Origin of the sequence: Gallibacterium anatis DSM 16844 = F 149, from assembly GCF_000379785.1 — a bacterium.
In the GTDB taxonomy this organism is placed as follows: Bacteria; Pseudomonadota; Gammaproteobacteria; order Enterobacterales; family Pasteurellaceae; genus Gallibacterium; species Gallibacterium anatis.
This window is the reverse complement of the sequence record NZ_KB903737.1, coordinates 1-25,247: the sequence shown is the minus strand read 5'-3', so window position 1 is coordinate 25,247 and position 25,247 is coordinate 1. Positions and strand designations below refer to the sequence as shown.

At 40.6% G+C, this 25,247-nt stretch carries 28 protein-coding genes; 23 read left to right on the top strand and 5 right to left on the bottom strand.

Annotated features, from left to right (window positions below):
• The first annotated feature begins 2 nt into the window (after positions 1–2).
• Genes A3EO_RS0110690 through mog form a run of 7 tightly spaced genes read left to right on the top strand, consistent with a single transcriptional unit; the run spans position 3 to position 4,678 of the window.
• Positions 3–362, top strand: coding sequence for a YcfL family protein (locus A3EO_RS0110690; RefSeq protein ID WP_013746764.1), 360 nt, complete (start codon positions 3–5; stop codon positions 360–362).
• 9 nt (positions 363–371) lie between these two features.
• A complete protein-coding gene (locus A3EO_RS0110685; protein ID WP_233432276.1) occupies positions 372–1,073 on the top strand; it encodes a phosphotransferase in 702 nt (233 codons plus the stop codon).
• Between the two features lie 7 nt (positions 1,074–1,080).
• A complete protein-coding gene (nagZ, locus tag A3EO_RS0110680; RefSeq protein ID WP_018347136.1) occupies positions 1,081–2,112 on the top strand; it encodes a beta-N-acetylhexosaminidase in 1,032 nt (343 codons plus the stop codon).
• Entirely contained in the window at positions 2,112–3,275 is a 1,164-nt protein-coding gene (gene rlmC, locus A3EO_RS0110675; protein ID WP_018347135.1) for a 23S rRNA (uracil(747)-C(5))-methyltransferase RlmC, read from the top strand. Before nagZ ends, rlmC begins: the two co-directional genes overlap by 1 nt.
• Before the next feature lie 21 nt (positions 3,276–3,296).
• Complete coding sequence (gene glnB / locus A3EO_RS0110670) at positions 3,297–3,635, top strand: nitrogen regulatory protein P-II (RefSeq protein WP_013746768.1); 339 nt, start codon at positions 3,297–3,299, stop codon at positions 3,633–3,635.
• A complete protein-coding gene (locus A3EO_RS0110665; protein WP_018347134.1) occupies positions 3,635–4,105 on the top strand; it encodes a DMT family transporter in 471 nt (156 codons plus the stop codon). Before glnB ends, A3EO_RS0110665 begins: the two co-directional genes overlap by 1 nt.
• A gap of 3 nt (positions 4,106–4,108) precedes the next feature.
• The gene (mog, locus tag A3EO_RS0110660) at positions 4,109–4,678 is read left to right on the top strand and encodes a molybdopterin adenylyltransferase (RefSeq protein WP_013746770.1); all 570 of its coding nucleotides are present in this window, start codon (positions 4,109–4,111) and stop codon (positions 4,676–4,678) included.
• Positions 4,679–4,746: 68 nt separating this feature from the next.
• Here mog and fur read toward each other — a convergent pair whose 3' ends face one another.
• From fur to A3EO_RS0110640, 4 genes are all read right to left on the bottom strand, one after another.
• Positions 4,747–5,190 carry a ferric iron uptake transcriptional regulator gene (gene fur / locus A3EO_RS0110655; protein ID WP_026211122.1) on the bottom strand — a complete coding sequence of 148 codons (444 nt, stop codon included), beginning with the start codon at positions 5,188–5,190 and terminating at the stop codon, positions 4,747–4,749.
• A 171-nt stretch (positions 5,191–5,361) separates the two neighbouring features.
• Positions 5,362–5,886: a flavodoxin FldA gene (fldA, locus tag A3EO_RS0110650; RefSeq protein WP_013746772.1), complete on the bottom strand. Its 525-nt coding sequence runs from the start codon at positions 5,884–5,886 to the stop codon at positions 5,362–5,364.
• Position 5,887: 1 nt separating this feature from the next.
• Positions 5,888–6,169: a LexA regulated protein gene (gene ybfE, locus A3EO_RS0110645; RefSeq protein WP_013746773.1), complete on the bottom strand. Its 282-nt coding sequence runs from the start codon at positions 6,167–6,169 to the stop codon at positions 5,888–5,890.
• Between the two features lie 111 nt (positions 6,170–6,280).
• Positions 6,281–7,069, bottom strand: a complete 789-nt coding sequence (locus A3EO_RS0110640) for an alpha/beta fold hydrolase (protein WP_018347133.1) — start codon at positions 7,067–7,069, stop codon at positions 6,281–6,283.
• A 172-nt stretch (positions 7,070–7,241) separates the two neighbouring features.
• Here A3EO_RS0110640 and seqA point away from each other — a divergent pair, with 172 nt between their 5' ends.
• The 16 genes from seqA to A3EO_RS0110555 all read left to right on the top strand — a co-directional run bounded on the left by seqA (position 7,242) and on the right by A3EO_RS0110555 (position 24,933).
• Positions 7,242–7,901 carry a replication initiation negative regulator SeqA gene (gene seqA, locus A3EO_RS0110630; RefSeq protein ID WP_230587140.1) on the top strand — a complete coding sequence of 220 codons (660 nt, stop codon included), beginning with the start codon at positions 7,242–7,244 and terminating at the stop codon, positions 7,899–7,901.
• A complete protein-coding gene (menE, locus tag A3EO_RS0110625; protein ID WP_018347131.1) occupies positions 7,901–9,346 on the top strand; it encodes an o-succinylbenzoate--CoA ligase in 1,446 nt (481 codons plus the stop codon). Before seqA ends, menE begins: the two co-directional genes overlap by 1 nt.
• A gap of 1 nt (position 9,347) precedes the next feature.
• On the top strand, positions 9,348–12,683 hold the full coding sequence (mscK, locus tag A3EO_RS0110620) for a mechanosensitive channel MscK (protein WP_018347130.1): 3,336 nt from the start codon (positions 9,348–9,350) through the stop codon (positions 12,681–12,683).
• A 23-nt stretch (positions 12,684–12,706) separates the two neighbouring features.
• Entirely contained in the window at positions 12,707–13,795 is a 1,089-nt protein-coding gene (aroC, locus tag A3EO_RS0110615; protein WP_018347129.1) for a chorismate synthase, read from the top strand.
• A complete protein-coding gene (gene mepA, locus A3EO_RS0110610; protein WP_018347128.1) occupies positions 13,785–14,630 on the top strand; it encodes a penicillin-insensitive murein endopeptidase in 846 nt (281 codons plus the stop codon). Before aroC ends, mepA begins: the two co-directional genes overlap by 11 nt.
• Before the next feature lie 14 nt (positions 14,631–14,644).
• Positions 14,645–15,409 (top strand): TSUP family transporter, encoded by a 765-nt coding sequence (locus A3EO_RS0110605; protein WP_018347127.1) that lies wholly within the window; start codon positions 14,645–14,647, stop codon positions 15,407–15,409.
• Between the two features lie 5 nt (positions 15,410–15,414).
• Positions 15,415–16,365, top strand: a complete 951-nt coding sequence (lpxM, locus tag A3EO_RS0110600; protein ID WP_018347126.1) for a lauroyl-Kdo(2)-lipid IV(A) myristoyltransferase — start codon at positions 15,415–15,417, stop codon at positions 16,363–16,365.
• A 108-nt stretch (positions 16,366–16,473) separates the two neighbouring features.
• A complete protein-coding gene (gene apt / locus A3EO_RS0110595) occupies positions 16,474–17,019 on the top strand; it encodes an adenine phosphoribosyltransferase (protein ID WP_013746782.1) in 546 nt (181 codons plus the stop codon).
• 21 nt (positions 17,020–17,040) lie between these two features.
• On the top strand, positions 17,041–19,209 hold the full coding sequence (gene dnaX, locus A3EO_RS0110590) for a DNA polymerase III subunit gamma/tau (protein WP_018347125.1): 2,169 nt from the start codon (positions 17,041–17,043) through the stop codon (positions 19,207–19,209).
• A 72-nt stretch (positions 19,210–19,281) separates the two neighbouring features.
• Entirely contained in the window at positions 19,282–19,611 is a 330-nt protein-coding gene (locus tag A3EO_RS0110585) for a YbaB/EbfC family nucleoid-associated protein (protein WP_013746784.1), read from the top strand.
• 72 nt (positions 19,612–19,683) lie between these two features.
• Positions 19,684–20,286, top strand: a complete 603-nt coding sequence (recR, locus tag A3EO_RS0110580; protein ID WP_013746785.1) for a recombination mediator RecR — start codon at positions 19,684–19,686, stop codon at positions 20,284–20,286.
• 98 nt (positions 20,287–20,384) lie between these two features.
• Positions 20,385–20,822, top strand: a complete 438-nt coding sequence (locus tag A3EO_RS0110575; RefSeq protein ID WP_018347124.1) for a DNA polymerase III subunit chi — start codon at positions 20,385–20,387, stop codon at positions 20,820–20,822.
• Positions 20,822–21,256 carry a GNAT family N-acetyltransferase gene (locus A3EO_RS0110570; RefSeq protein WP_018347123.1) on the top strand — a complete coding sequence of 145 codons (435 nt, stop codon included), beginning with the start codon at positions 20,822–20,824 and terminating at the stop codon, positions 21,254–21,256. Before A3EO_RS0110575 ends, A3EO_RS0110570 begins: the two co-directional genes overlap by 1 nt.
• Positions 21,257–21,273: 17 nt before the next feature.
• Positions 21,274–21,450 (top strand): hypothetical protein, encoded by a 177-nt coding sequence (locus A3EO_RS13405; RefSeq protein ID WP_018347122.1) that lies wholly within the window; start codon positions 21,274–21,276, stop codon positions 21,448–21,450.
• Positions 21,440–22,036 (top strand): zeta toxin family protein, encoded by a 597-nt coding sequence (locus A3EO_RS0110560; RefSeq protein WP_018347121.1) that lies wholly within the window; start codon positions 21,440–21,442, stop codon positions 22,034–22,036. The genes A3EO_RS13405 and A3EO_RS0110560 overlap by 11 nt, the downstream gene beginning before the upstream one ends.
• Positions 22,037–22,056: 20 nt before the next feature.
• Positions 22,057–24,933, top strand: coding sequence for a valine--tRNA ligase (locus A3EO_RS0110555; protein WP_018347120.1), 2,877 nt, complete (start codon positions 22,057–22,059; stop codon positions 24,931–24,933).
• An 87-nt stretch (positions 24,934–25,020) separates the two neighbouring features.
• Here the strand turns inward: A3EO_RS0110555 and A3EO_RS0110550 are convergent.
• A partial coding sequence (locus A3EO_RS0110550) for an IS3 family transposase (protein WP_018347119.1) occupies positions 25,021–25,247 on the bottom strand: 227 nt, incomplete at its 5' end.

The following is a 25,247-nucleotide window of genomic DNA, read 5'->3' as shown; positions in this document are numbered from 1 at the left end:
AAATGAGAACACTTTTTTTAATGTTGATTATACTGTTGGGATTAAGTGCTTGCTCTTCATCGGTGAAATCACCGTTACGCAGCAATCAGCCGGTGATTAATATTGAAGCTGTGTTAGCGCCATCGTTGCAGGTGTCAGCCAATTCATCACAGCTTGAAGTGAAAAATCGAGCCGATAAACTGATTAAAACGGCTTTCCTGCTCACTTGGTATGATAAAAATGGCGTTACTCAACGTGCCGATTGGCAACAGGAAGAACAGTGGATCGGATTAACTTTGGCAGCACAGCAACAAAAAACGATTCAATTACAAAAGCCGAATAAAAACAGCGTGAATTATCGTGTCTACTTTAAAGCTGATTAAATAAGTAAAATGGAGCTGCAAACATCGGGAATGACACGAGGCAGTGAGATTATCACCATTGCCGATCAGCGTTATGTTGTTCGTTATCAAACGCCTGAATTGGCGTTGCTTGGTGTTGATCGTGCGCGAGAGGCGGCGGTTTTAAACTATCTGGCTGCGGTTGATAATAAGGCAATGATTTCCCCTACAATGATAGAACAACATTCACAGCAACTGGTTGTGAGCTATATTTGGGGGAAAACGGCAAAAAAATGGACGAAGCCTTTGTTAAAAAAGGTCGCGATGGCACTAAAACAGCTACAACAACAAACCGTTTTTGCAACGTTGGATGAGGTGAATATTAGTGAGCGTTGTTCTGCTCTGGCTAAATATGCACCGCATTTAATTGCGCCACCAATAGAACCGCAATTAACGGAGCTGAAAAGCTTGTGCCATTTTGATTTGCATCTTGGCAATATTGTAAAAACCGGTCAAAAGTTAGCCTTTATTGATTGGGAATATGCCGGTTATGCTCATCCGTTTTGGGAGCTGGCGTTATTTTTGCAAGCTAACCATTTAGCAAAAAGACAAGAAAATTATTTTTTAAAGCATTATTTTAGCGATCATCCACTGCTTTCATTTCGCCAATGGCAAGCGCAAAAAAAGTCTTGTTTGCAATGGGCAGATTATTTGATCGCATTATGGCTTATTTGTCATCAACAACTGAATTGAGGGTGTTATGTCTAAATTAATCGTTGATTTACAAGGTAAATCAGTAGAGGCGGAAGAGATTGAAATTCTTAATCATCCGTTAATTGCCGGCGTTATTCTGTTTTCGCGTAATTTTGAAGATATTCCGCAATTGCAGTATTTAATTAAAACCATCCGACAAAAAGTAAAACGCCCGCTATTGATTTGTGTTGATCAGGAGGGCGGCAGAGTTCAGCGTTTTCGTAACGGATTTACGCAATTACCGGCAATGCAGGCGTTTAGTGCATTATTGGCACAAGAGGAACAACAATATTGGGCGCAAGAGAGTGCGTGGTTGATGGCATCCGAAATGATTGCAATGGATATTGATTTAAGTTTTGCCCCGGTTTTGGATGTCGGTCATCAATGTAAAGCGATCGGAGATCGCAGTTTTCATCAGGATTGGCGACAGTTATTGCCGTTAGCGGAAGCTTTTTGTGACGGTATGTTGCAGGCAGGAATGGCAACGACAGGCAAACATTTTCCGGGGCACGGACACGTTATTGCCGATTCGCATTTGGAAACGCCAAGGGATGAACGCCCTTTAGCCCAGATTCAACTGCAAGATTTGCAACCGTTCCAGCAATTAATTGAAAAACAGAAATTGAATGCAATTATGCCGGCACACGTGATTTATACTCAGGCAGATACACAACCGGCAAGTGGCTCAAGTTTTTGGTTAAAACAGGTGTTAAGACAACAGCTTGGTTTTAAAGGGATTATTTTTTCTGATGATTTAGGAATGAAAGGTGCCGGTGCGATGGGCGGTTTTGTCGAACGGAGCCAACAGGCATTGGCGGCAGGTTGCGATATTCTACTATTATGCAATGAACGTGCCGGTGTGATTGACGTGCTGGATCGGCTGCAATATCAACCGACAGTGCAGGAAAAAACAGCTTATTTACAATTAACGAAGAAAAAAACGTTTTCATTATCTCAATTACAAGCCAGTGAGCGTTGGCTAAAAGCGCACCACTTTTTGTCTGCATTACAACAGAAATGGTTAGAGGTAAAAGGCTGATGCATTGTCTTTATTTTGCACAAGGAAAATGCCGCTCTTGTGCTTGGCTGGAACAACCTTATCAACAGCAAATTGAGCGTAAACAACAGCATTTGCAGCAATGTTTATCCGAATTAGTGAGCGAAGAAACTATTTGGTTTCCGTCACAGCAATCGGCACAACAGGCGATGCGTAATCGCGCCAAAATGGTGGTGAGCGGTGTAGTGGAAAAACCGATATTGGGTATTTTAACCGATCCCAATGATATGAACAGTGCAATTGATCTTACTGATTGTCCTCTTTATCCGATTGAATTTAAAAAGATTTTTTCTCAATTAAAAGATTTTATTGCTAGAGCCGGGCTTGTACCCTATAACGTGGCGAAGCGTAAAGGCGAGTTAAAATATCTATTGCTGACACAGAGTCAATTCAATCAACAGTTTATGTTGCGTTTTGTATTGCGTAGTGAAACAAAATTGCCTTTGATTCGTAGAGAATTGCCTTCATTACAACAAAAATTGCCACAGTTAGCCGTGATTAGTGCCAATATTCAACCGCAACATGCGGCTATTTTAGAGGGTGAAACAGAAATTTACTTCACAGAACAACAGGTGTTGGAAGAGCAATTCAATCAGATTTCCCTATTTATTCGCCCACAGGGCTTTTTTCAAACTAATCCGCAAGTTGCTGCTGCTTTATATCACACTGCTCAACAATGGACACAAGCATTGCCGATTAAGCAAATTTGGGATCTGTTCTGTGGAGTAGGCGGTTTTGGTTTGCATTGTGCGTTAGCTAGAAAAAAGGTTGAACCGGAGGTGTCATTAGTCGGTATTGAGATTTCAGAATCGGCAATCCGCTCTGCACGTTTAGCAGCTGAAAAAGCTGGATTATATAATGCGATATTTCAGGATCTTGATGCGAGTAAATTTCAAGCACATCAAGGTGATAAACCAGATTTAGTAATTATAAATCCGCCAAGACGAGGTATTGGTGAAAAATTAATACAATATTTAAATGAACTACAACCTCGTTTTTTGCTATATTCCAGTTGTAATGTAACGACAATGCAGCAGGATTTACAACGCTTATCTGGTTATCATTTAAACAAAGTACAGTTATTTGATATGTTCCCACATACGGCACACTATGAAGTGTTAGTGTTGTTACAATTAAATAAATAAGTTTCACCGCAGGAGGTAAATATGAAAAAGATTGAAGCAATTATTAAACCATTTAAATTGGATGATGTGCGTGAAGCACTATCGGATCTTGGTATTACCGGGATGACCGTGAGTGAGGTAAAGGGCTTTGGTCGACAAAAAGGGCATACCGAACTTTATCGCGGAGCGGAATATATGGTGGATTTTCTGCCTAAAGTGAAATTGGAAATTGTTGTGGTCGATGAGCAGGTTGAGCAGTGCGTTGAGGCGATTATTGATAATGCACAATCCGGCAAAATCGGTGATGGCAAAATTTTTGTGTACGATGTTGAACGGGTGATCCGTATTCGTACCGGAGAAGAAAACGAGGATGCAATTTAGTGGGAATCATTTATGTTGTGTTTGCTTTAGTCGCCGGTGTCGGGCTTGCTTCGCAGGCGGCGATTAATAGCCAGCTTAGTAAAGTGGTTGCCGGGCAACCGTTAATTGCGGCATTAATCTCTTTTGCTACCGGAACATTAGCGTTGTTGGCGGTATGTTTGTTGAAAACCAATTTATGGGAAGGATTACAAAACCTTGCCGGACAACCGTTTTGGAAATTTATTGGCGGGCCGTTAGGTGCATTGGTGGTATTTACCACGATTTTTCTTGCGCCGAAGGTCGGTATTACCAATATGCTGTTTTTTATTATTATCGGACAGTTGGTGGCGGCGATGATTATCGATCATTTTGGCTTAATTTATATGCCGGTGCGTGAAGTGACTGTCTGGAAAATGGTGGGTATGTTGGTAGTAATGGGCGGATTATTGCTGTTCTTTTTCGGCGATAAATGGTTTTCAATAAAAGGATAAAAAATGACACAGTTTAAAGTTGGATTAGTTTCTATTTCAGATCGTGCCTCGCAAGGTGTTTATGAAGATAAAGGGTTGCCTGCTTTGCAGCAATGGCTAGAGCAGGCGTTAATAGCGCCTTTTGCGGTGGAAAAACGTTTGATTCCTGATGAACAACCGTTAATTGAGCAAACATTAAAAGAGTTGGTGGATGAGTGCGGTTGCCATTTAGTATTGACCACCGGGGGCACAGGGCCGGCAAAGCGAGATGTGACACCTGATGCAACGTTAGCGGTGGCAGATCGGGAAATGCCCGGGTTTGGCGAGCAGATGCGACAGATTAGTTTGCAATTTGTGCCGACAGCTATTCTTTCCCGTCAAGTCGGTGTGATCCGCAAAGAGAGTTTAATTCTTAATTTGCCGGGACAACCGAAAGCAATTAAAGAAACATTGGAAGGATTGAAAGACGAAAATGGTAAAGTGATTGTGAAAGGGATTTTTGCTGCTGTGCCTTATTGTTTGGAATTATTGAGCGGAATTTATATTGATACGCATAAAGCAATTGTTGATAGTTTCAGACCAAAGAAAAAGTAGAGCTAAAAGTTGAAAATAAAAAATGGTTGCCGGTAAGTTTAAGAACAGCAACCATTTATTTATATCAATTATTTATTTTGATTTTTTTCTTCACAATGCTTAATGTCGGCACATTTACCATAAAGGTATAGGCTGTGAGAAAGTAATTTTATGCCGTGCTGTTCGCTGATCTCTTTTTGTCTTCTTTCAATAAGATCATCATTAAATTCAAACACTTTGCCACAATCCATACAAATAATATGATCGTGGTGTTCTTGCGGAGCAAGTTCAAATACAGATTTATTTCCTTCAAAATTATGGCGAATAAGAATGTTGGCTTCATCGAATTGATTTAAAACGCGGTATACGGTTGCCAATCCAATTTCTTCATCTTCTTCAAGTAACCATTTATAAACATCTTCAGCGGAGAAATGTTGTACCGGAGTACGTTGCATTAATGAGAGGATCTTTAAACGAGGTTCGGTAATTTTTAACCCCACTTTTTTTAATAGTTTAATGTTTTCATCTACAATATTTGTTGTCATATTCGCCTCTAATTAAATCAATATCATAAGTTGTTGTATATCTTAACTTTATGAATGATAAATGGATAACTGAAAATTTCTATTAAGAAGATAGAAATAATCCATATCAGCAGTATGGATTATTTCGTTTTTGAATGCAAATGATAATTAAAAGGAGGGTTAAGCAAGTTGATCTAAACACATTTCGCTATAAAGTTGTTTGCACCATTTTTCAACGCGTTCACTGCTTAATTCAGGTTGACGATCCTCATCGATACACAATCCGACAAATGTTTTATCATCAATCAGTGCTTTTGATGATTCAAAGTGATAACCCTCTGTAGGCCAATAGCCGACAATTGTCGCACCGTGCGGTTCAATAATATCGCGGACCGTTCCCATTGCATCACAGAAATAATCGGCGTAATCCTCTTGGTCACCACAACCGAAAATAGCAACTAATTTATCTGTGAAATCTATTTCTTCCAAAGTTGGAAAGAAGTCATCCCAATCGCACTGCGCTTCTCCGTAATACCAAGTCGGAATGCCGATCATAATAAAATCGTAAGCTTCAATATCTTCTTTTGTGCTTTTTGCTATGTCGTGAATATCAACCAGTTCGTTGCCTAACTGTTTTTGGATCATTTTGGCAATATTTTCTGTATTACCAGTATCGCTACCATAAAATAAACCAATAAGTGCCATATTAATTCCTATTTTTGTCTAAATATGTTTGTAATATTTGTTCGATCAATTGTTGACGACTCATATTTGCCGTTTCTGCTAATTGTTCAAGTTGATTTACCATTGTCGTGTGTAATTTCAGCTCAACCCGTTTTAGACCTACAGCTTTATCGCGACGTAACTGATTTCGTTTGTTGATGCGGATTTGTTGTTCGCGACTAAGCGGATTTGTTCGAGGTCTTCCGACTTTAGCAACGTGAGCAAATAAGTCTAATGTTATGCAATCTGCTTCTTGTTTTGCCATTATTATACTCACTGAAAGCCATCTTTCAGACTACTTGAGATTTATAAGCCGTTTTGTGGCGTGCAATATATCACAGTTTCCCGCAAACTGAAAATATCACACCATTTAAATTTATGACTTTTGTTGCAGATGTCTTTCAATTGCTCGAATCACGTATTGCGGCTTGTCAGCGTGTACCCAATGTGCGGCACCATTGATAGTAAACGCACTGGCATTAGGGAAAAGTTGCATAATTTTATCTCTATATTGAGGCAAGACATAATTGGAATTACCGCCACGAATAAAAAGAGTCGGCAACGTACATACATTATTGTTTTCCGGCCAATCCATCAGTTGTTGATAACGTTTGAACAACACTTGAGTATTAAAACGGAATCGTTGAGTCTGTTTTGCATCGAATGATTTTAAGACGAACTGTAAAATGGCTGGGTTTTCAATAAACTGTTCCATAATGACTTTTGCTTGTTGACGTGTTTCTGATTGCGCTTCAGCAACAGCAAACAATGCTTGGAAGACGGTGCGATGTTCGTTATGGGTATAAGTAACGGGCGCAATATCAAGCACAATGAGACTTTTTACATAGTCAGGATAGGTTAACGCAAACTGCATTGCCGTTTTGCCGCCCATAGAATGCCCGATAAGAATGACTTTTTTCAGACCAAGATGTTGCAGAACGCGTAATAAATCATCCGCCATTAATGGGTAATCCATCTCATCGTGATGAAAACTTCTGCCGTGGTTACGCAAATCAATTCTCAATAAAGCGTATTGTTGATCAAATGCTTTAGCGATAATGCCCAAATTGTTCATATCGCCAAAAAGTCCGTGAATAAAAACGAGGGTATCCGCTTCAGCATTTGCAGAAGGCTGATAATCGAAGTTTAGTAATGGAGTTGTCATAATAAATTTTGTCTAAGAAAATGATGCTTGAAGATAAAATATTTCTTAATAAGGATCAAGTTTTAATCAGTTGTGAAAAAATGGTTGATAAATTAGACATAATGCGGATTTTATTTTCGGCTTTGCCTTGTTATGACGTATAATAACGACCATTTAGCAGCACTTGGAGGAAATGATGAAAACGATTAGTATTGATGACGAACTTTACCAATATATTGCCAGTAACACGCAAGCAATCGGTGAAGATGCCTCTACAATTTTGCGCAGATTATTGAATTTCCCTCAAGTTCAACAAATCAAAAAAGAGCCTATTACGTCGAATGTTGCGGAGGCGAGTAATCAGGGTAATCACAGCCGTTCTGAAAGTGGAGCGGTTACCGAAAAAGAGTTCAGTCTGACCACTTCAGAGCAACCGCTTGTATTACCGAAACAGCCAAGCAAAGAGGTAATTGAGCACACTAATCGACAAATTCAAAAACTCATCAGTTCCGCAGAATTTTTGCACGAAGATAAACAGGTTAATCGTTTCTTAATGATTTTAAGTATGCTTTATCGAGCCAATCCGGAAGGTTTTTCCAGTGCGACAGAAGTGAGCCAAGGGCGTTCAAGAGTTTACTTTTCTTTGGAAGTGGCGGAAATTGAGGCTTCCGGCAGTAGCGTCAATCCGAAACAAATTCCAAAATCACCGTTTTGGGTGGCAACAAATAATAATACGGCTAGAAAATTAAATATGTTGGAGTCTGTGATGCGCGCAATGTATGTGCCGGAGCATTTAGTGCAGTTAGTGGCATTTCAGTTCACATCACCACATATTGAAGAGGAAACAGTTTGATGTTATGGCAACGATATACCGAGATAAAACCAACAGATATTGCGTTAAAATTTGAGTTAAAACAGCAAGTTAAAAGCGGGGATGAAACCCGCTTTTCTATTGTTGAACGCGATTTAACGTGGCGAGATTTACATCAAATAATTGAACAATGGGCAGATGTCTGGCAAGCAGAAGGCGTGAGTTCAGGGAAAGGCGTTGCTTTGATCGGACGTTATCAACCTGCATTAGTCATTGCCTATTTAGTGGCATTACGTTTGCAATGCCGTGTGTTGGTGATTAACCCGATGTTTCCGGCAGAAAAAATCAAACAAATTTGTGAGCAGTGCAATATGGATTACCTGTTGGATTGCACGCAGTTGAATGGCGTCGAAGTAGGTAAGTTGCAACGGCTTGGTTTTGGTTTAGCGGATAATGTGAGCCAACAATGGATGACACAATGCCCACTGACTTTCACGTTAACTTCCGGTTCGACCGGGCTGCCGAAAGCGGTCGTGCATACTCTATCTCAGCATTTGGCCAGTGCCGAAGGTATTTCACCATTATTGCAGATTGATGAAAACAGTGAATGGTTGCTGGCATTACCGCTGTTTCACGTTTCCGGGCAAGGCATAGTTTGGCGTTGGTTGCAAAATGGTTGTTGTTTACGTTGTGTTGGTGACAATATCTACCAGAATTTATTACAGGTTACTCACAGTGCTTTAGTGCCGACACAGTTACAGCACTTTCTTTATTTTTTACAGGAAAATAAAATTTCATCCTTTCGTTTAAGTCACATTTTATTGGGTGGGGCACATATTCCGGTGGCATTAACTCAGCAAGCGATACGCGCCGGTATTCACTGTTATTCCGGCTATGGAATGACAGAAGCCGCATCGACCGTATTTGCGAAAAAAAGTGATGCCAGTGCCGGTGTCGGTTATCTTTTACCGTTACGGGAATATCGATTAGTTGACGGTGAAATCTGGGTGAGAGGTCAAACACTGGCGTTAGGTTATTGGCAGAAAAATGGCGAAATAAAAACCTTATTAAATCAAGAAGGTTGGTTTGCTACACGAGATAAAGGTTATCAAGCAACGAATACGGAAGAGTTATTTATTCAAGGGCGGATTGATAATATGTTTATCTCCGGCGGAGAAAATATTCAACCGGAAGAGATTGAGGCTTTTATTTTGCAACAACCTGATGTAAAACAGGTTTTTGTCTTACCGATTGAAGATCAAATCTATGGGCAGCGTCCGGTTGCAGTGATTGATTTTGCGAATGGCTTTAGTTTTGATAAAGTGAACGCTGTTCAAGTCGCATTACGGGAAAAACTAGAAAAATTTAAACAACCTATCGCCTATTATCCGTTTGAAAAAATTATGCGGTCGGCGTTAGGCATTAAGGTTTCCCGACATTTATTGTCACAACAATTATCGTTATTTTTACAAAATTCAGAGGAATGATATGAGCAAACGTATTCTGTTTTTCGTGCTGTTTTGGGCGGCTTTATTGGTCGGTATTAATGCGCAGGCTCAAATTCCTTCCGCAAGCGACATTCAGGCACAAATTACAGCGCAAAAAGCAAATCCTAACAGTAATGATGCCACACAACAGCAATTACTGACGGCGCTGGATGACAGTTTGGATTTATTAAAACAGTTGGATGAACAGAAAAAACAGACAAACGAGCTGAACAGTCAGATCAAAACGGCAACAACAGAAATTCCTAAGTTACAGTCAGAATTGCAAAAACTTAAAACCAACTCGAATAATGCCGTCAATACTGATGATCTGGCAAAATTGTCGGAAGATAATCTGCAAAAAAGAATGGAAGCCTCTTTCCAAAAAGTAGATGAGTTGCAAACTGCGCTGAATGAGATTGCCTCTAAATTGGTAAATCAACAGACATTTCCGGATCGTATTCAATCGATATTAAGTGATAATTTGGCAAAAACACAGGCGATCAATAAATCGTTAACGGATAGTCAGCTCGATCCAATCTTGGTGAATAAATATCAAATTGAGTTGGCATTGATTGAAGCACAGAATGACTACAATCAAACCTTATTGAAAGAGAGTTCTACCCTGAACTCTTGGTATGAGTTACAGCGCGATCAAAAAACTTACTATTTGCAGCAGGCGAAAAGTGAACAGCAGGCGTTGCAATCCGTACTGAATAGCAAACGTTTGGATGCCTCTAAAAAACAGTTGGCACAATTAGAGAAATCGCAACAAACAAAGGATGAAAATGTTAATCCGCTGATTCAGAATGAGTTAAATCAGAATACACAATTGAGCCAGCAGTTATTGAATGAAACGCAAACTTCTAACCAATTGTCGCAAGAGAATTTACGCATTAAAAATGTGTTGGATAACTTAACGCAAACACAACGAAGCATTGATGAACAGATTAGTGCTTTGCAGGGAACGTTGGTTTTATCTCGTATTATCAATCAGCAAAAACAGAATTTACCGACAGATCAAACGATTGAAGGCTTGGGAAAACGCATTGCCGATCTGCGTGTGCAGATTTTCGATTTAACACAAGCAAGAGATGCAATTTATGCTCCGGAAGAGTATATCGCCAAGTTACCTAACGCTTCCGGCTTGAGTGATTCTGAAAAAAACACTTTAATTTCGGTATTATCTGAGCGGAAGAAAATTTATTCAGATATTCTTAAATTATTGAATGCACAGTTAAATTTAGCGATTACTATTGAGTTGAATCAGCAGCAGGTCAGATTGATCAGCGATGATTTGCAACAAAAATTGCAACAGCAGAGTTTCTGGGTGAAGAGTAATAATCCAATCGATTGGGATTGGATGGTGTCATTTCCAAAATTGGCATTGACGCAGTTAAAGAATATCAGTAATGCGATCGATACACGTCATTTCAGTCGCAATCTTATTCCGATGTTGGGTTTTGTTCTGTTTTTATCACTAGTCGCAGCTTTGATTTATTCACAAAAAGCGAAATTGCAATCTTGGTTGGCAAAGATCAATTCTCAAGTCGGTTCCTTAAATGCAGATAGCCAATGGCATACGCCGTTAGCCATTCTGCTAACCGCAATATTAGTCGTGCCTTACCCATTGATGTTTTTAATTATTTTTGTGCTGGTGGGGCATTTTACCATTGCTGATCCTATTTTAGCGTGGCCGTGGACTTTAAAAATGGCAGGCTATTGGTGGCTATTTTCTTTCTTAATTGAGCTATTGAAGCCGAATGGTCTGGTTTATCGTCATTTTGGTTTGGCAAAAGAGAGCGGCAAGCTATTTTTAGCGGTATTAAAACGTTCAATTTGGGCAATTATTTTCTTAATTAATACCACTTTGATTAGCGATATGAGCAATACGCCGTTGACTAATGACGTTATCGGTGAAGTTATTACCATTTCGGCATTGATTTTCTGCGTTTTGATTATTGCACCTCGTTTCGGGTATGCGGTCAGAAAATATGAGGCGACACAAGAAAATGATGGCGGTTATCAACACGTTGGGCCGGTATTGTTGAAAGTGATTCGTGTATTGCTGTTGTTAATTCCGATAGCGTTGATCGTGTTGATCGTGGTCGGCTATTACTACACCGCTTTAAATCTCATTACACATTTTATTGCCAGTTATTTGGTTACTGTCTTATGGGTATTAATCAAACAGATTACCGATCGCACATTGGCAGTATCGGCAAGACGTTTGGCGTATAAACGCTTAAAAGAACAGCGGGAGAAAAACCAAAATAAAAGTGAAAGTGGCCGCTCGGAAGAGATAGTGATTGATACTAAAGATTCCGAATTGGCATTGAGTCAGGTTAAACAACAGGTGGCGCGTATTGCTGAATGGGCATTATGGGCGGTGTTAGTCGGTTTCTACTATATTGTATGGTCGGATTTATTAACAGTGGCGTATCATTTGGAAAGCATTACTTTATGGCAACAGACGGTTACCACTGAAACCGGCACGGTAGTGGAATCCATTACCTTATTAAATATGCTACTGGCAATTTTCATTCTATTAGTCACTTATGTGTTAGTCAGAAATATTGCCGGTTTATTGGAAGTGTTTGTTTTTTCAAGAATTAAACTTTCACAAGGCGCACCTTATACTATTACGACACTATTAACCTATTTTATCGTGGCAATCGGCGCGGCTTGGGCATTTTCAACACTGGGAATGTCGTGGTCGAAATTGCAGTGGTTATTTGCGGCATTATCTGTTGGTCTTGGTTTCGGTTTGCAGGAAATTTTTGCAAATTTTGTTTCCGGTATTATTATCCTGTTTGAACGTCCGGTGCGCATCGGCGATACCATTACTATCGGTGAATATTCGGGTACGGTTTCCAAAATTCGTATTCGTGCAACCACATTGGTCGATTATGACGGTAAAGAGGTTATCGTTCCGAATAAGGCATTTGTAACGGAACGTTTGACAAACTGGGCATTATCCAACACGATCACGCGTTTGGTGATTACGGTCGGGGTTGCTTATGGTTCAGATCTGGAATTAACCAAAAGATTGCTGTTACAAGCGGCGATGGATTGTGAAAAAGTGTTGAGAGAACCGGAGCCAAGAGCCTATTTTCTGACTTTCGGTGCCAGCACGTTGGATCACGAATTACGGGTTTATGTAGGAGATTTGTCGGACAGATTGCCGACAACAGATTTTCTGAATCGCAGAATTAATCAATTATTTGCGGAAAATAATATTGAAATCGCCTTTAACCAGCTGGATGTTTTTATCAAAAATCAACAAAGCGGAGAAGAAATGAAAGTGGCGACATCGACAGAAAATAAATTAACACAATAAAGTATTAGAAAGAGGAAGCGAATATGGCAGGCAATAGTATTGGACAACTATTTAAAGTAACGACGTTTGGTGAGTCGCACGGTATTGCATTAGGCGGCATTGTAGACGGTGTTCCGCCGGGATTGGAATTGAGCGAAGCAGATCTTCAACCGGATTTGGATCGCCGTAAACCGGGTACATCACGCTATACCACGCCACGTCGGGAAGATGATGAAGTGCAGATTTTATCAGGTGTATTTGAAGGAAAAACTACAGGAACAAGTATCGGTTTATTGATCAAGAACAGCGATCAGCGTTCTAAAGATTATAGTGAGATCAAAGATCGTTTCCGTCCTGGACACGCTGATTACACCTATCAACAGAAATACGGCATTAGAGATTATCGTGGCGGCGGGCGTTCTTCCGCACGGGAAACGGCAATTCGTGTTGCAGCCGGAGGGATTGCTAAAAAATATCTTGCTCAGCATTTCGGCATCAAAATTCGTGCATTTCTATCTCAAATTGGTGATATCCAAGTGCCGGCGCAACCATTAGAGAAAGTTGATTGGGATTTTGTTAACAGTAACCCATTTTTCTGTCCGGATGAGGCAACAATTGAAAAATTTGATGCATTAATCCGAGAATTAAAGAAAGCCGGTGATTCTATTGGCGCAAAATTGACGGTTGTGGCGGAAAATGTTCCGGTTGGATTAGGCGAACCGGTTTTTGATCGTTTGGATGCTGATTTGGCACACGCCTTAATGGGCATTAATGCGGTTAAAGGTGTAGAAATCGGTGATGGCTTTGCGGTAGTAACGCAGCGAGGTAGCCAACATCGTGATGAAATGACACCGCAAGGTTTTTGTTCCAATCACGCCGGCGGCATTTTAGGCGGAATCAGCTCAGGTCAACCGATAGTGGCAACTATTGCATTGAAGCCGACTTCCAGCATCACTATTCCGGGACGCAGTGTGAACTTGCAGAATCAAGCCGTTGAGGTGGTCACTAAAGGCAGACACGATCCTTGCGTCGGTATTCGTGCAGTGCCGATTGCAGAAGCAATGGTAGCGATCGTGTTAATGGATCATTTATTACGTTATCAAGGGCAATGTGGATTAAAAAATGAAGCTTAGTCAGCGAATTATTTTAGCCCTCTTGGTTATTTTGGGCTTAACCAATGTCAGTTTGGCGGAAACCGAATGGCAGAAAATTAAACGTCCGATTGCCGGAGAGCCGTTGCCGATTGGTAGTTACAGCAATGGTTGTATTATTGGCGCACAGGCGTTGCCTTTGCAGGGTGAAGGTTATCAGGTGATTCGATCTCAAAAGTTGCGTTTTTTCGGGCATCCGGAAATGTTGAGTTATCTGCAACGTTTGGGGCAAAAGGTTAAAAATGCAGGTTTGCCGACAATGTTAGTTGGCGATATTGCAATGCCCGCTGGTGGTCGTTTTGCTAGCGGGCACGCTAGCCATCAAATGGGATTGGATGCTGATATTTGGTTAAAAATGGGGGCAATGAGTGCAAAACAGGCTTTAAATCCGACGGCTATTTTAATGGTGAATCGTAAGGTACAACGAGTGGATGAGCGTGTTTGGACGCCCAATCAGACTGAATTAATTCGTTTGGCGGCACAAGATGATAAAGTGGCAAGAATTTTTGTTAATCCGGCGATTAAATTGAAACTGTGTCAAACGGTTAAGGGTGATCGTAGTTGGTTAAGAAAATTACGTCCGTGGTTCGGGCACGATGCACATTTCCACGTGCGTTTACATTGTCCAAAAGGTGCGCAATATTGTGAAGAGCAGGCGCCAATTCCTGCCGGAGATGGTTGTGGCGAAGAGTTGATGTCGTGGTTTAAACCGCGTTCTGCAACTGCACCAAGTTCACCGAAGAAACCGCCACAATTACCTTTTTTGTGTCAGCAATTATTGGATTCCCCTGATAAACAGCAGTGGTTTGCACAATAAATAGAGGAGAAAAAATGGACATCGGTTTGGATATTTATGCGATTCTTTTTTTGTTGGCAGGAATAGCCGGATTTATCGATGCGATTGCTGGCGGCGGCGGATTGATCACGATTCCGGCATTATTGGCAGCCGGATTGCCACCGGCAGCGGCATTGGCGACCAATAAATTGCAGGCGAGTGGCGGTTCTTTTTCTGCAAGTCTTTATTTTGTGAGAAAAAAAGCGGTAGATTTGCGTACTGTCTGGAAGATGATTCTCGGCACTTTTAGCGGCGCAATGGTCGGAACAATTGCCGTGCAATTAATTGATGCTTCTATTGTGAAGTCATTATTGCCTATTTTGGTGTTGGTTGTTGGCTTGTATTTTCTATTTTCTCCTAAATTGGGTGAGAAAGATTGTCATCAACGTCTAAGTTTTACCGCATTTGCGCTAGCGGCAGCATTTCCAATCGGTTTCTATGATGGTTTTTTCGGACCGGGAACCGGCTCTTTTTTGTGTGTCGCTTTTGTCACCTTGTTGGGATTTAATTTAGCGAAAGCAACTGCTCACGCTAAAATCTTAAATTTCACCTCCAATTTCACTTCATTGATCTTTTTTATTTTAGGTGGAGAAGTTTATTGGACGCTTGGCTTCGTTATGATGATCGGCGGTTTTTTAGGCGCAAGATTAGGTGCCAAAATGGTATTAACCAAAGGACAAAAATTGATTCGTCCAATGGTGGTGATAATGGCATTTATTATGACTGCCAAAATGATGTATGACTATGGTTGGTTTAACTAAAAAAGATGTCTGACGAAAATAGAAGAATTACAGCACGAGTAGGGTATGAACCTCAGTTCCGGTGGAGTTATCTGCATCCAAAATTTTGGGGTGTTTGGTTCGGCGTGTTTTTATTGGCTTTATTGGCTTTTGTGCCGTTTCGTTGCCGTGATGCTTTGGCAGCGAAAATCGGTTTATTGGTCGGAAAAGTCGCCAAAAAACAACGAAAACGGGCACAAGTTAATTTGCGTTACTGTTTTCCGCATTGGAGTGAACAGCAGCGTGAGCAGGTAATCGACAAAATGTTTATGACCGTGGCGCAAACAATGTTGGGAATCGGCGAAATAGCATTGCGTTCCACTAAACATTTGCAAAAGCGGAGTCTGTTTTTAGGCATAGAGCATTTACGTCAAGCAAAACAGCAGGGTAAAAATATTATTTTGTTGGTTCCTCATACTTGGGCTATTGATGCTTCCGGTATCATTTTGCATACGCAAGGAATGCCGATGACCGCAATGTATAATCCACATCGAAATCCGTTGGTGGATTGGCTTTGGAATGCGGTTCGAGAACGTTTCGGCGGCAAAATGCACGCACGCCAAAATGGCATTAAGCCTTTTCTGAATGCTGTTCGTAAAGGGGAGATGGGGTATTATCTGCCGGATGAAGATTATGGCGAAGAATTAAGTGTTTATACTGATTTTTTTGCAACTTACAAGGCGACATTACCCGGACTGAATAAAATGTGCAAAATTGCTAAAGCGGTGGTAATTCCGATGTTTGCCCGTTACAACGCACAACAAGGACGTTATGAAATTGAGATTGATGCGCCATTAGCGTTGACAGATGACGAGCAGCAAAGTGCAAGATTAATGAATGAAGTGATCGAAAAATTTGTTACGGTAGCACCGGAGCAGTATGTCTGGATTTTACGATTACTGAAAACGCGTAAAGACGGCGTTGATATTTATCAATAGAAATTTTATTTTTTTGATATAAAAGTGTATTTTTTCAGAAGTAGCACTGTTAGAATACGAGGCTTTGAGAACAGCGGAAGCTGTATAATTTTTGTTAGGCAAATCATAATGAACCAACAGCAAAAAGAATTAATTAAATCATCAATTAAATCTATTCCAAATTATCCTGCGGAAGGCATTATTTTCCGCGATATTACCAGTTTAGTCGAAACGCCGGCAGCATTTAAAGCAACTATCGATTTAATCGCAGAACACTTTAAAGATAAAAACATTACAAAAGTTGCCGGTACAGAATCAAGAGGATTTATTTTCGGCGCGCCGGTAGCATTAGCTTTAAATGTTCCTTTTATTTTAGTGAGAAAGCCGGGTAAATTGCCGCGCGAAGTGATTTCGCAATCTTATGAATTAGAGTATGGTCAGGACACGTTAGAAATGCATACCGATTCAGTCAATCAAAATGATAATGTACTTATTATTGACGATTTATTGGCAACCGGCGGCACAGTGGAAGCTACTATTAAATTAATTCAACGTTTAGGCGGTAAAGTTGAACACGCCGCATTTGTGATCAGTTTACCTGAATTAGGCGGTGAAGAGCGTTTGCGTAAATTAGGCGTAGAACCTTTTACGCTGGTGGATTTTGCCGGACACTAACAGCAAATAAAAAGGGAACGTATGAGTTATCAGGTATTGGCACGTAAATGGAGACCGGATCAGTTTTCTGATGTGGTGGGGCAAGAGCATATTATTGCTGCGTTGACCAATGCCTTAAATAATCAGCGATTACATCACGCCTATCTGTTTTCCGGCACTCGCGGTGTTGGGAAAACCTCTATCGCGCGCCTGTTTGCCAAAGGATTAAATTGTGAAAAAGGGATTACAGCTACGCCGTGCGGTGAATGTGAAAATTGTCGTGCAATTAAAGAAGGGAATTTTATTGATCTGATCGAGATCGATGCGGCTTCACGCACTAAAGTCGAAGATACCCGAGAGTTGCTGGATAATGTGCAATACAAACCGGTACGTGGTCGATTCAAGATTTATCTTATCGATGAAGTGCATATGCTATCGCGGCATAGTTTTAATGCGTTGTTAAAAACGTTGGAGGAGCCGCCCGAATATGTCAAATTCCTCTTGGCAACGACCGATCCGCAAAAATTGCCGATTACTGTTCTTTCTCGTTGCATTCAATTTCATTTAAAAGCGTTGGATGCGGATGTGATTGCCGCGCATTTGCAGAAACTATTGCAAAAGGAACAGATCGATTATCAACCGCAAGCCTTGATGAAAATTGCGCGTGCAGCACAAGGCAGTGTGCGTGATGCTTTGAGTTTAACCGATCAGGCGATAGCCTTGAGTAACGGCAATATTAATGTCAATGATGTCAATATGATGCTTGGCTTGTTGGATAACGATAAATCTATTGCCTTATTAAAAGCCCTTTCTCAAGCTGATGGTGAGCAAGCAATGCAAGTGTTGAATGAGATTGCACAACAAGGCGTTGATTGGGAAAGAGTGCTGCAAGAGATGGCAGAAACGTTACATCAAATTGCTATGTTGCAGTTCCTACCACCTAATCCGGAACAGGCGGATACAGCATTAACTTTATTAGCGAAAAATCTGTCGCCGGAAGATGTGCAGTTCTATTATGAATTGATGATTAAAGGTCGAGAAGAACTCTCCTATTCGCCTGATCCTAGAATCGGGGTTGAGATGACAATGTTGCGCGCATTGGCGTTTCATCCAAAGCGTTTTTCCTTGTCTAATGAAGTAATTGCTGTTTCCCCTTCAGCAACAAAGCCTGTTGAAAAAAGCGAGAAATCATCCTTTTCTGTACAAAATTCACTGTCACAAAGTCAGAGTAATGAAGTGCCATCCGTTTCTATAAACAAAGAGAGTGCCGCTAATAGCAGCTGGAAACAGGTTGTACAGCAAATTGATGCCGGTGAATCAACTACGCCGGTGGATAGCAGTCAATCACAGGAAATAAAATCTTCAGCACAACAATCTTTGAGCATTTTGCAGGCGGTGTCTCATCTGGAACAGGGGCAGCCGGCACATATGGTTCTGGATGACAAGGAAGTTGTAGCGCACGAAAAAAAAAAGTTTGATCTTGTAGAAGATCGAGCTATTCGGTCAGTAAATGAAGTATCTCCTTCAATTTCAAGAAAACAGAATTCTGAACCTGAAAATAGGGAGCTTATAACAAATGATTATGCTCATAATATAGATGTTGCAGAACCATCATCTTCGTTGTGGGAAAAAGCTAGTACTGAAGCCAACGATGAAGAAGAAAGCGAAAATGAAAGTATCAATGAGGATTATCACTGGTCTTGGAGCGATCCTTCATTGGCACTTCAGGGACAGGCAGTAAAGCCTTCGGAAATTAAACAAACTTTATTGAAACGATATACGCCTGAAGTATTGGAGCAGATTATTGCTTTAACTGCAAAACAGAGTGAGTGGAGCAGTGATATTGAAAAAATGGCAGTTAAGGGCAATAGCAAAGGTATTTTATTAAAATCGGTGATCCTTGAGAAAACAGATGATTTTTTGAAATTAGGTCTGCGTCCTGAAGCCTTTAATTTATTAAAAACTTTAGATTCTGCTTTTATTACGCAAGCATTGAAAGATTTTTACGGCCATCAGATGCGGATTGAACTTGATGTTTATCAAGGAGAACAAAAAACGCCGTTTGAGATACGCAACGAAATTTATCAGCAATTAGTGGTTCAAGCGCAACAAAATCTGCAACAGGATCGAGTGTTGCAGGACTTTATGCAGCAATTTGATGCTCAAATTACTTTAGATTCGGTGCGCCCGACAGGTAAAACAGGTCATTGAGAATTGCACAAATATGCTTTTCAGTTAAAATACAGCTTTTATTTTTCATTACACAATAGATAGGTAAAAATTATGTTTGGAAAAGGTGGATTAGGCGGCTTGATGAAACAGGCGCAACAGATGCAAGAACGGATGCAGAAAATGCAAGAAGAGATTGCACAGATGGAAGTGACCGGCGAATCCGGTGCCGGACTTGTGAAAGTCACCGTTAATGGGGCGCATAGTTGCCGCCGTGTCGAGATTGATCCTTCATTGTTGGAAGATGATAAGGATATGTTGGAAGATCTTGTTGCGGCAGCTTTCAATGATGCTGTTCGCCGTGCAGATGAATTACAAAAAGAGAAAATGGCTTCCGTTACTGCCGGAATGCAATTACCACCAGGTTTTAAAATGCCTTTCTAATCAAGATGGGGAGCAATAGCTCCCTTATCTCTGTTGTTAAATATAATTTCATTTAGGTCCTTTCTTTAAATTATGCAAATTAGCCCTTTACTTGATGAATTGATGGATGCTTTGCGTTGCCTGCCGGGAGTCGGCCCGAAATCAGCACAACGAATGGCGTATTATTTATTACAGCGTGATCGCAGCGGTGCAATGAATTTGGCTAAAACGCTGACAGAAGCGATGGCGCATATCGGTCATTGCAGTCAATGTCGTACTTTTACCGAAGAAGAAGTGTGTAATATTTGCAATAACTATCGCCGTCAAGAGAATGGGCAGTTATGCATAGTGGAAATGCCTTCCGATATTCAGGCAATTGAACAGACAGGGCAGTTTTCAGGTCGTTATTTTGTATTAATGGGGCATTTATCGCCATTGGATGGTATCGGCCCGAAAGAGATTGGGCTGGATTTATTGCAGAAAAGATTGCAGACAGAATCTTTTTCTGAAGTGATCTTAGCGACTAATCCAACAATTGAAGGCGATGCGACGGCGAATTATATTGCAGAAATGTGTCAACAGTATGGTGTAAAAGTGAGCCGTATTGCTCACGGCATTCCGGTTGGTGGTGAGCTGGAAATGGTGGACGGTACAACGTTATCACATTCGTTTATAGGCAGACGAGAATTAAAGTAGTAAAGCAAATTGGATTTTCATCATTTGTATGGGCGATTCTTTATCCTATTTTCCTTTTACGTTACAATAACTCAATTCTATGAATAAGCAGGATAATTATGGCAAAACAGGCTCTTTTTTATGTTTTTTCTGAGGTAACTATACAAGAAAATCCTTTAGAAAATAAAGCGTGTGATTTGGCAGCGGATGCGTGGCGATTAGGAAAGAAAGTACTGATTTCTTGCCAAAATGAAGAGCAGGCTTTGTTGATTGATGAACTGTTATGGCAACGAGAGCCACAACAGTTTGTCCCGCATAATTTATCCGGTGAGGTTAGCGGTTTTATGACGCCGGTAGAAATCTGTTGGCCGGGAAAGCGTAATTCACAACGGCGAGATCTATTAATTTCATTATCATTACAGGTTCCTGAATTTGCATTACTTTTCCCTCAAGTGATAGAGTTTGTTCCGGCAGATGAACAACTGAAAGCGCTAGCCAGAGAACGTTATAAACAATACCGCCAGCTTGGTTGGCAATTAAGCACGGAGCAAGCCTAATGTCGTGGATTGCAAAATCCTTTGCTCAACTTAGCACAGAAGAATTGTTTGCGATTTATCAATTACGCACCGCCGTGTTTGTGGTGGAACAGCAATGTGCCTATCAAGAAGTGGATCACTGGGATAAAAGTGCGGTGCATTTTTGGCAAGAATTTGACGGCAAAATTTGTGCTTACTGCCGCATTATCCCGCAAGATGACGGCGTGCATATTGGCAGAGTGCTAGTAGTACAACACGCACGGGGCAAAGGCTTAGCTAAAGCATTGGTGCAACAAGCATTAGCTTATTGCCAACAACATTGGACAACCCAACCCGTGCTAATCCAAGCTCAAACTTATTTACAGGATTTTTATCAATCTTTCGGCTTCCAAGCCATTTCAACGGAATATTTAGAAGATGGAATACCGCATTTGGATATGAAATTGGCGAGCTAAGGTTGGAGGAAGAAATAATGAAACCAATGACAAAAGAAGAAATCATTGAACAACAACGGCAGTTGCATATTCTTTTTAAAGCGTGGATGGAAGATAAGAAAAAGCGTGAGGTGCTGACATTTCAACGTCCCAATGGAAATATTGTTCAGCATTATCCAGATGGACACGAAGAAGTGATTAAATATGCAGAATAATTTAGCCATTTTCTATTGTGGGACAAATGGTGCTGGAAAAAGCACCTTACGTTCTTTTAATCAGGATTCTGTTCAAGTAGTGATTGATTCTGATCATATTGCGATGGAACTTAATCCACAAAATCCTCGACGCGCAGATATAGAGGCGGGGAGAAAAGCGGTTGAATTATTTAAGTATGCACTTAAAAATCAGGTTTCGTTTTCAATGGAATCGACTCTTGCAGGAAAGTCTATTTTGCATCGTATGCAACAAGCTAAATCAAAAGGGTTTTACGTAAGATTAAATTATATCGGGGTCAATGATCCTGACATTAATGTGAAAAGGGTGCAGGCGAGAGTAGCTAATGGCGGCCATTTTATTGATGAAGCCACAATTCGTAAACGCTATGAAATTAGTAGGCAGAATTTAATTTTTGCCTTGCCACTGTGTGATGAAATATTTATTTATGATAATTCAGCAGAAATGCCAATACTTGTTTTTCATCTTTCTAAATCGAAAATGATTACCCAATTCGAACAAGTATTACCTAATTGGTGTGAGAATTTATTAGCAGAATTATTACAGTTAGATTTTAATTTAGTTTAGTTAGAAACAGAGAAAAAGCAATGACACAAAAATTTGAAATGGAAGATCGTTTTGATCCTTCTGCCGTAGAACAAGCACTTTATAAACACTGGGAAGAACAGGGCTATTTTAAGCCGAATGAAAACCCGAATGCACCGAGTTATTGTATTGCGATTCCGCCGCCGAATGTAACGGGATCGTTGCATATGGGGCACGCCTTCCAACAAACTCTAATGGATACCTTAATTCGTTATCATCGTATGCAAGGTGACAATACATTATGGCAAGCAGGAACCGACCACGCCGGTATCGCAACACAAATGGTGGTAGAACGTAAAATTGCAGCGGAAGAGGGCAAAACTCGCCACGATTACGGACGCGAAGCCTTTATCGAAAAAATCTGGGATTGGAAAGCCTATTCAGGTGGCACGATCAGCCAGCAAATGCGACGTTTGGGTAACTCCATTGATTGGGAACGTGAGCGTTTCACAATGGACGATGGTCTTTCTGATGCGGTGAAAGAAGTCTTTGTGCGTTTGCACGAAGAGGGCTTGATTTATCGTGGGAAACGCCTTGTAAACTGGGATCCAAAATTGCACACTGCCATTTCCGATCTTGAAGTAGAAAATAAAGAAAGCAAAGGCTCGCTCTGGCATTTCCGCTATCCGTTGGCAAACGGTGAAAAAACAGCGGACGGTAAGGATTATTTAGTGGTGGCGACCACCCGTCCTGAAACAATGCTGGGCGATACCGCGGTGGCGGTACACCCTGAAGATGAACGCTATCAATCTCTTATCGGCAAAACAGTGATCTTACCGCTGGCGAATCGTGAAATTCCGATTATCGCTGATGATTATGTGGATCGTGAATTTGGAACGGGCGTAGTGAAAATTACACCTGCCCACGATTTCAACGACTACGAAGTGGGTAAGCGTCATCAGTTGCCAATGGTAAATGTGATGACATTAAATGCCGATATTCGTGATGAAGCGGAAATTATCGGCGTGGATAATAAACCGTTGGCAAATTATGTGGCTGAAATTCCTGAGAAATATCGTGGAATGGAGCGTTTTGCCGCACGTAAACAAATCGTGGCAGATTTCGAGGCTTTAGGTTTGTTGGAAGAAATTAAACCGCACGATCTTAAAGTTCCTTATGGCGATCGGGGTGGTGTGCCGATTGAGCCAATGCTGACCGATCAATGGTATGTGAGCGTGAAACCGTTAGCAGAAGTTGCCATTAAAGCGGTAGAAGACGGTGAGATTCAATTTGTACCGAAACAATATGAAAATCTCTATTTCTCTTGGATGCGTGATATTCAAGATTGGTGTATTTCCAGACAGCTATGGTGGGGACACCGCATTCCGGCTTGGTATGATGAGCAAGGCAATATTTATGTTGCACGTAATGAAGCGGAAGTGCGTCAAAAATATCAGTTAAGTGACGACATCAAATTAAAACAGGATGAAGATGTCTTAGATACTTGGTTCTCATCAGGATTATGGACATTCTCCACATTGGGTTGGCCGAATAACACCAAAGATTTGCAGATGTTCCATCCGACAAATGTGCTAATTACCGGTTTTGACATTATCTTCTTCTGGGTGGCAAGAATGATAATGTTCACAATGCATTTCATCAAAGACAAAAACGGCAAACCACAAGTGCCGTTCAAAACGGTTTATGTAACCGGATTAGTGCGTGACGAAAATGGCGCAAAAATGTCGAAATCGAAAGGTAACGTGATTGACCCATTGGATATGATTGACGGTATCGATCTTGAAAGTTTAGTCGCGAAACGAACCGGCAATATGATGCAGCCGCAGTTGGCAGCAAAAATTGAAAAGGCAACACGTAAAGAGTTTCCTGAAGGCATTGTGGCGCACGGTACGGATGCATTGCGTTTTACCTTAGCAGCATTGGCATCAACCGGACGTGATATTAACTGGGATATGAAACGTCTGGAAGGTTACCGTAATTTCTGTAATAAATTATGGAATGCGAGTCGTTTTGCCTTGATGAATATTAACGGTAAAGATTGTGGCTATGGTGAGAATAAGGAGATGGAATTATCTCTAGCGGATCGTTGGATTTTGGCGGAATTTAATCAAACTGTAAAAACATTCCGACAGGCATTGGATCAATATCGTTTTGATATTGCAGCAACCACTTTATATGAGTTTATTTGGAACCAATTCTGTGACTGGTATTTGGAATTAACAAAACCGGTATTAAACAGTGGTTCTGAAATTCAACAACGCGGTACGCGTCATACATTAATTACCGTATTGGAACAAATATTGCGTTTAGCGCATCCTATTATTCCATTTATTACCGAAGAAATTTGGCAAAAAGTGAAAGGATTAGTCAACATTGATGCGGATACTATTATGTTGCAACCATTCCCGCAGTTTGATGCCAATTTGGTGGATGAGCAGGCAATTAACGAAATTAACTGGATTAAAGAATTAATTGTGAACGTTCGTAATATTCGTTCAGAAATGAATATTGCTCCGAGCAAAGCATTAGATGTGTTATTGCGTCATTTAACGGAAGAAGAAATTAACTGTTTAAATAATAATTTGTCATTAATTAAGACAATGGCAAAATTAGAAAGCATTAATATTTTGTCTTCTGATGAAGAAGCACCGTTAGCAGTAACGAAGTTATTGGGTAATGCGGAATTACTCATCCCAATGGCAGGTTTTATTGATAAACAAGCGGAATTAGCGCGTTTAACCAAAGAGCTTAATAAGTTGCAGCAGGAAGTTCAACGTATTGAGAATAAATTAAATAATGAGAACTTTGTTGCAAAAGCGCCGGAAGCCGTTATTGCTAAAGAACGTGAAAAAATGCAAGGCTATTTGGATGGTCTTGATAAATTAAAAGCACAATATGCTGCTATTGAAGCGTTATAAGTAGAAATAAAAGGCATATCTTTTTGAAGATATGCCCTAAATACAAATAAAAACCTACGAATGATCTGACCCCGAAAAGTTAGACTGTTATTTTAAGGACTGAATTCTGTATTGAACAGGGCTCAGTCCATTTAATTTTAATTGTATTCTTTCCTCATTGTAATAACGAACATATTCTTTGATAACAGATTCAAGTTCTTCAATGTTTTCGAAAGTTTTGCCATAAAAACATTCCACTTTCATCCGACCAAAGAAACTCTCCATCGCGGCATTATCTAAACAATTGCCTTTCCTTGACATACTCTGCACAATAT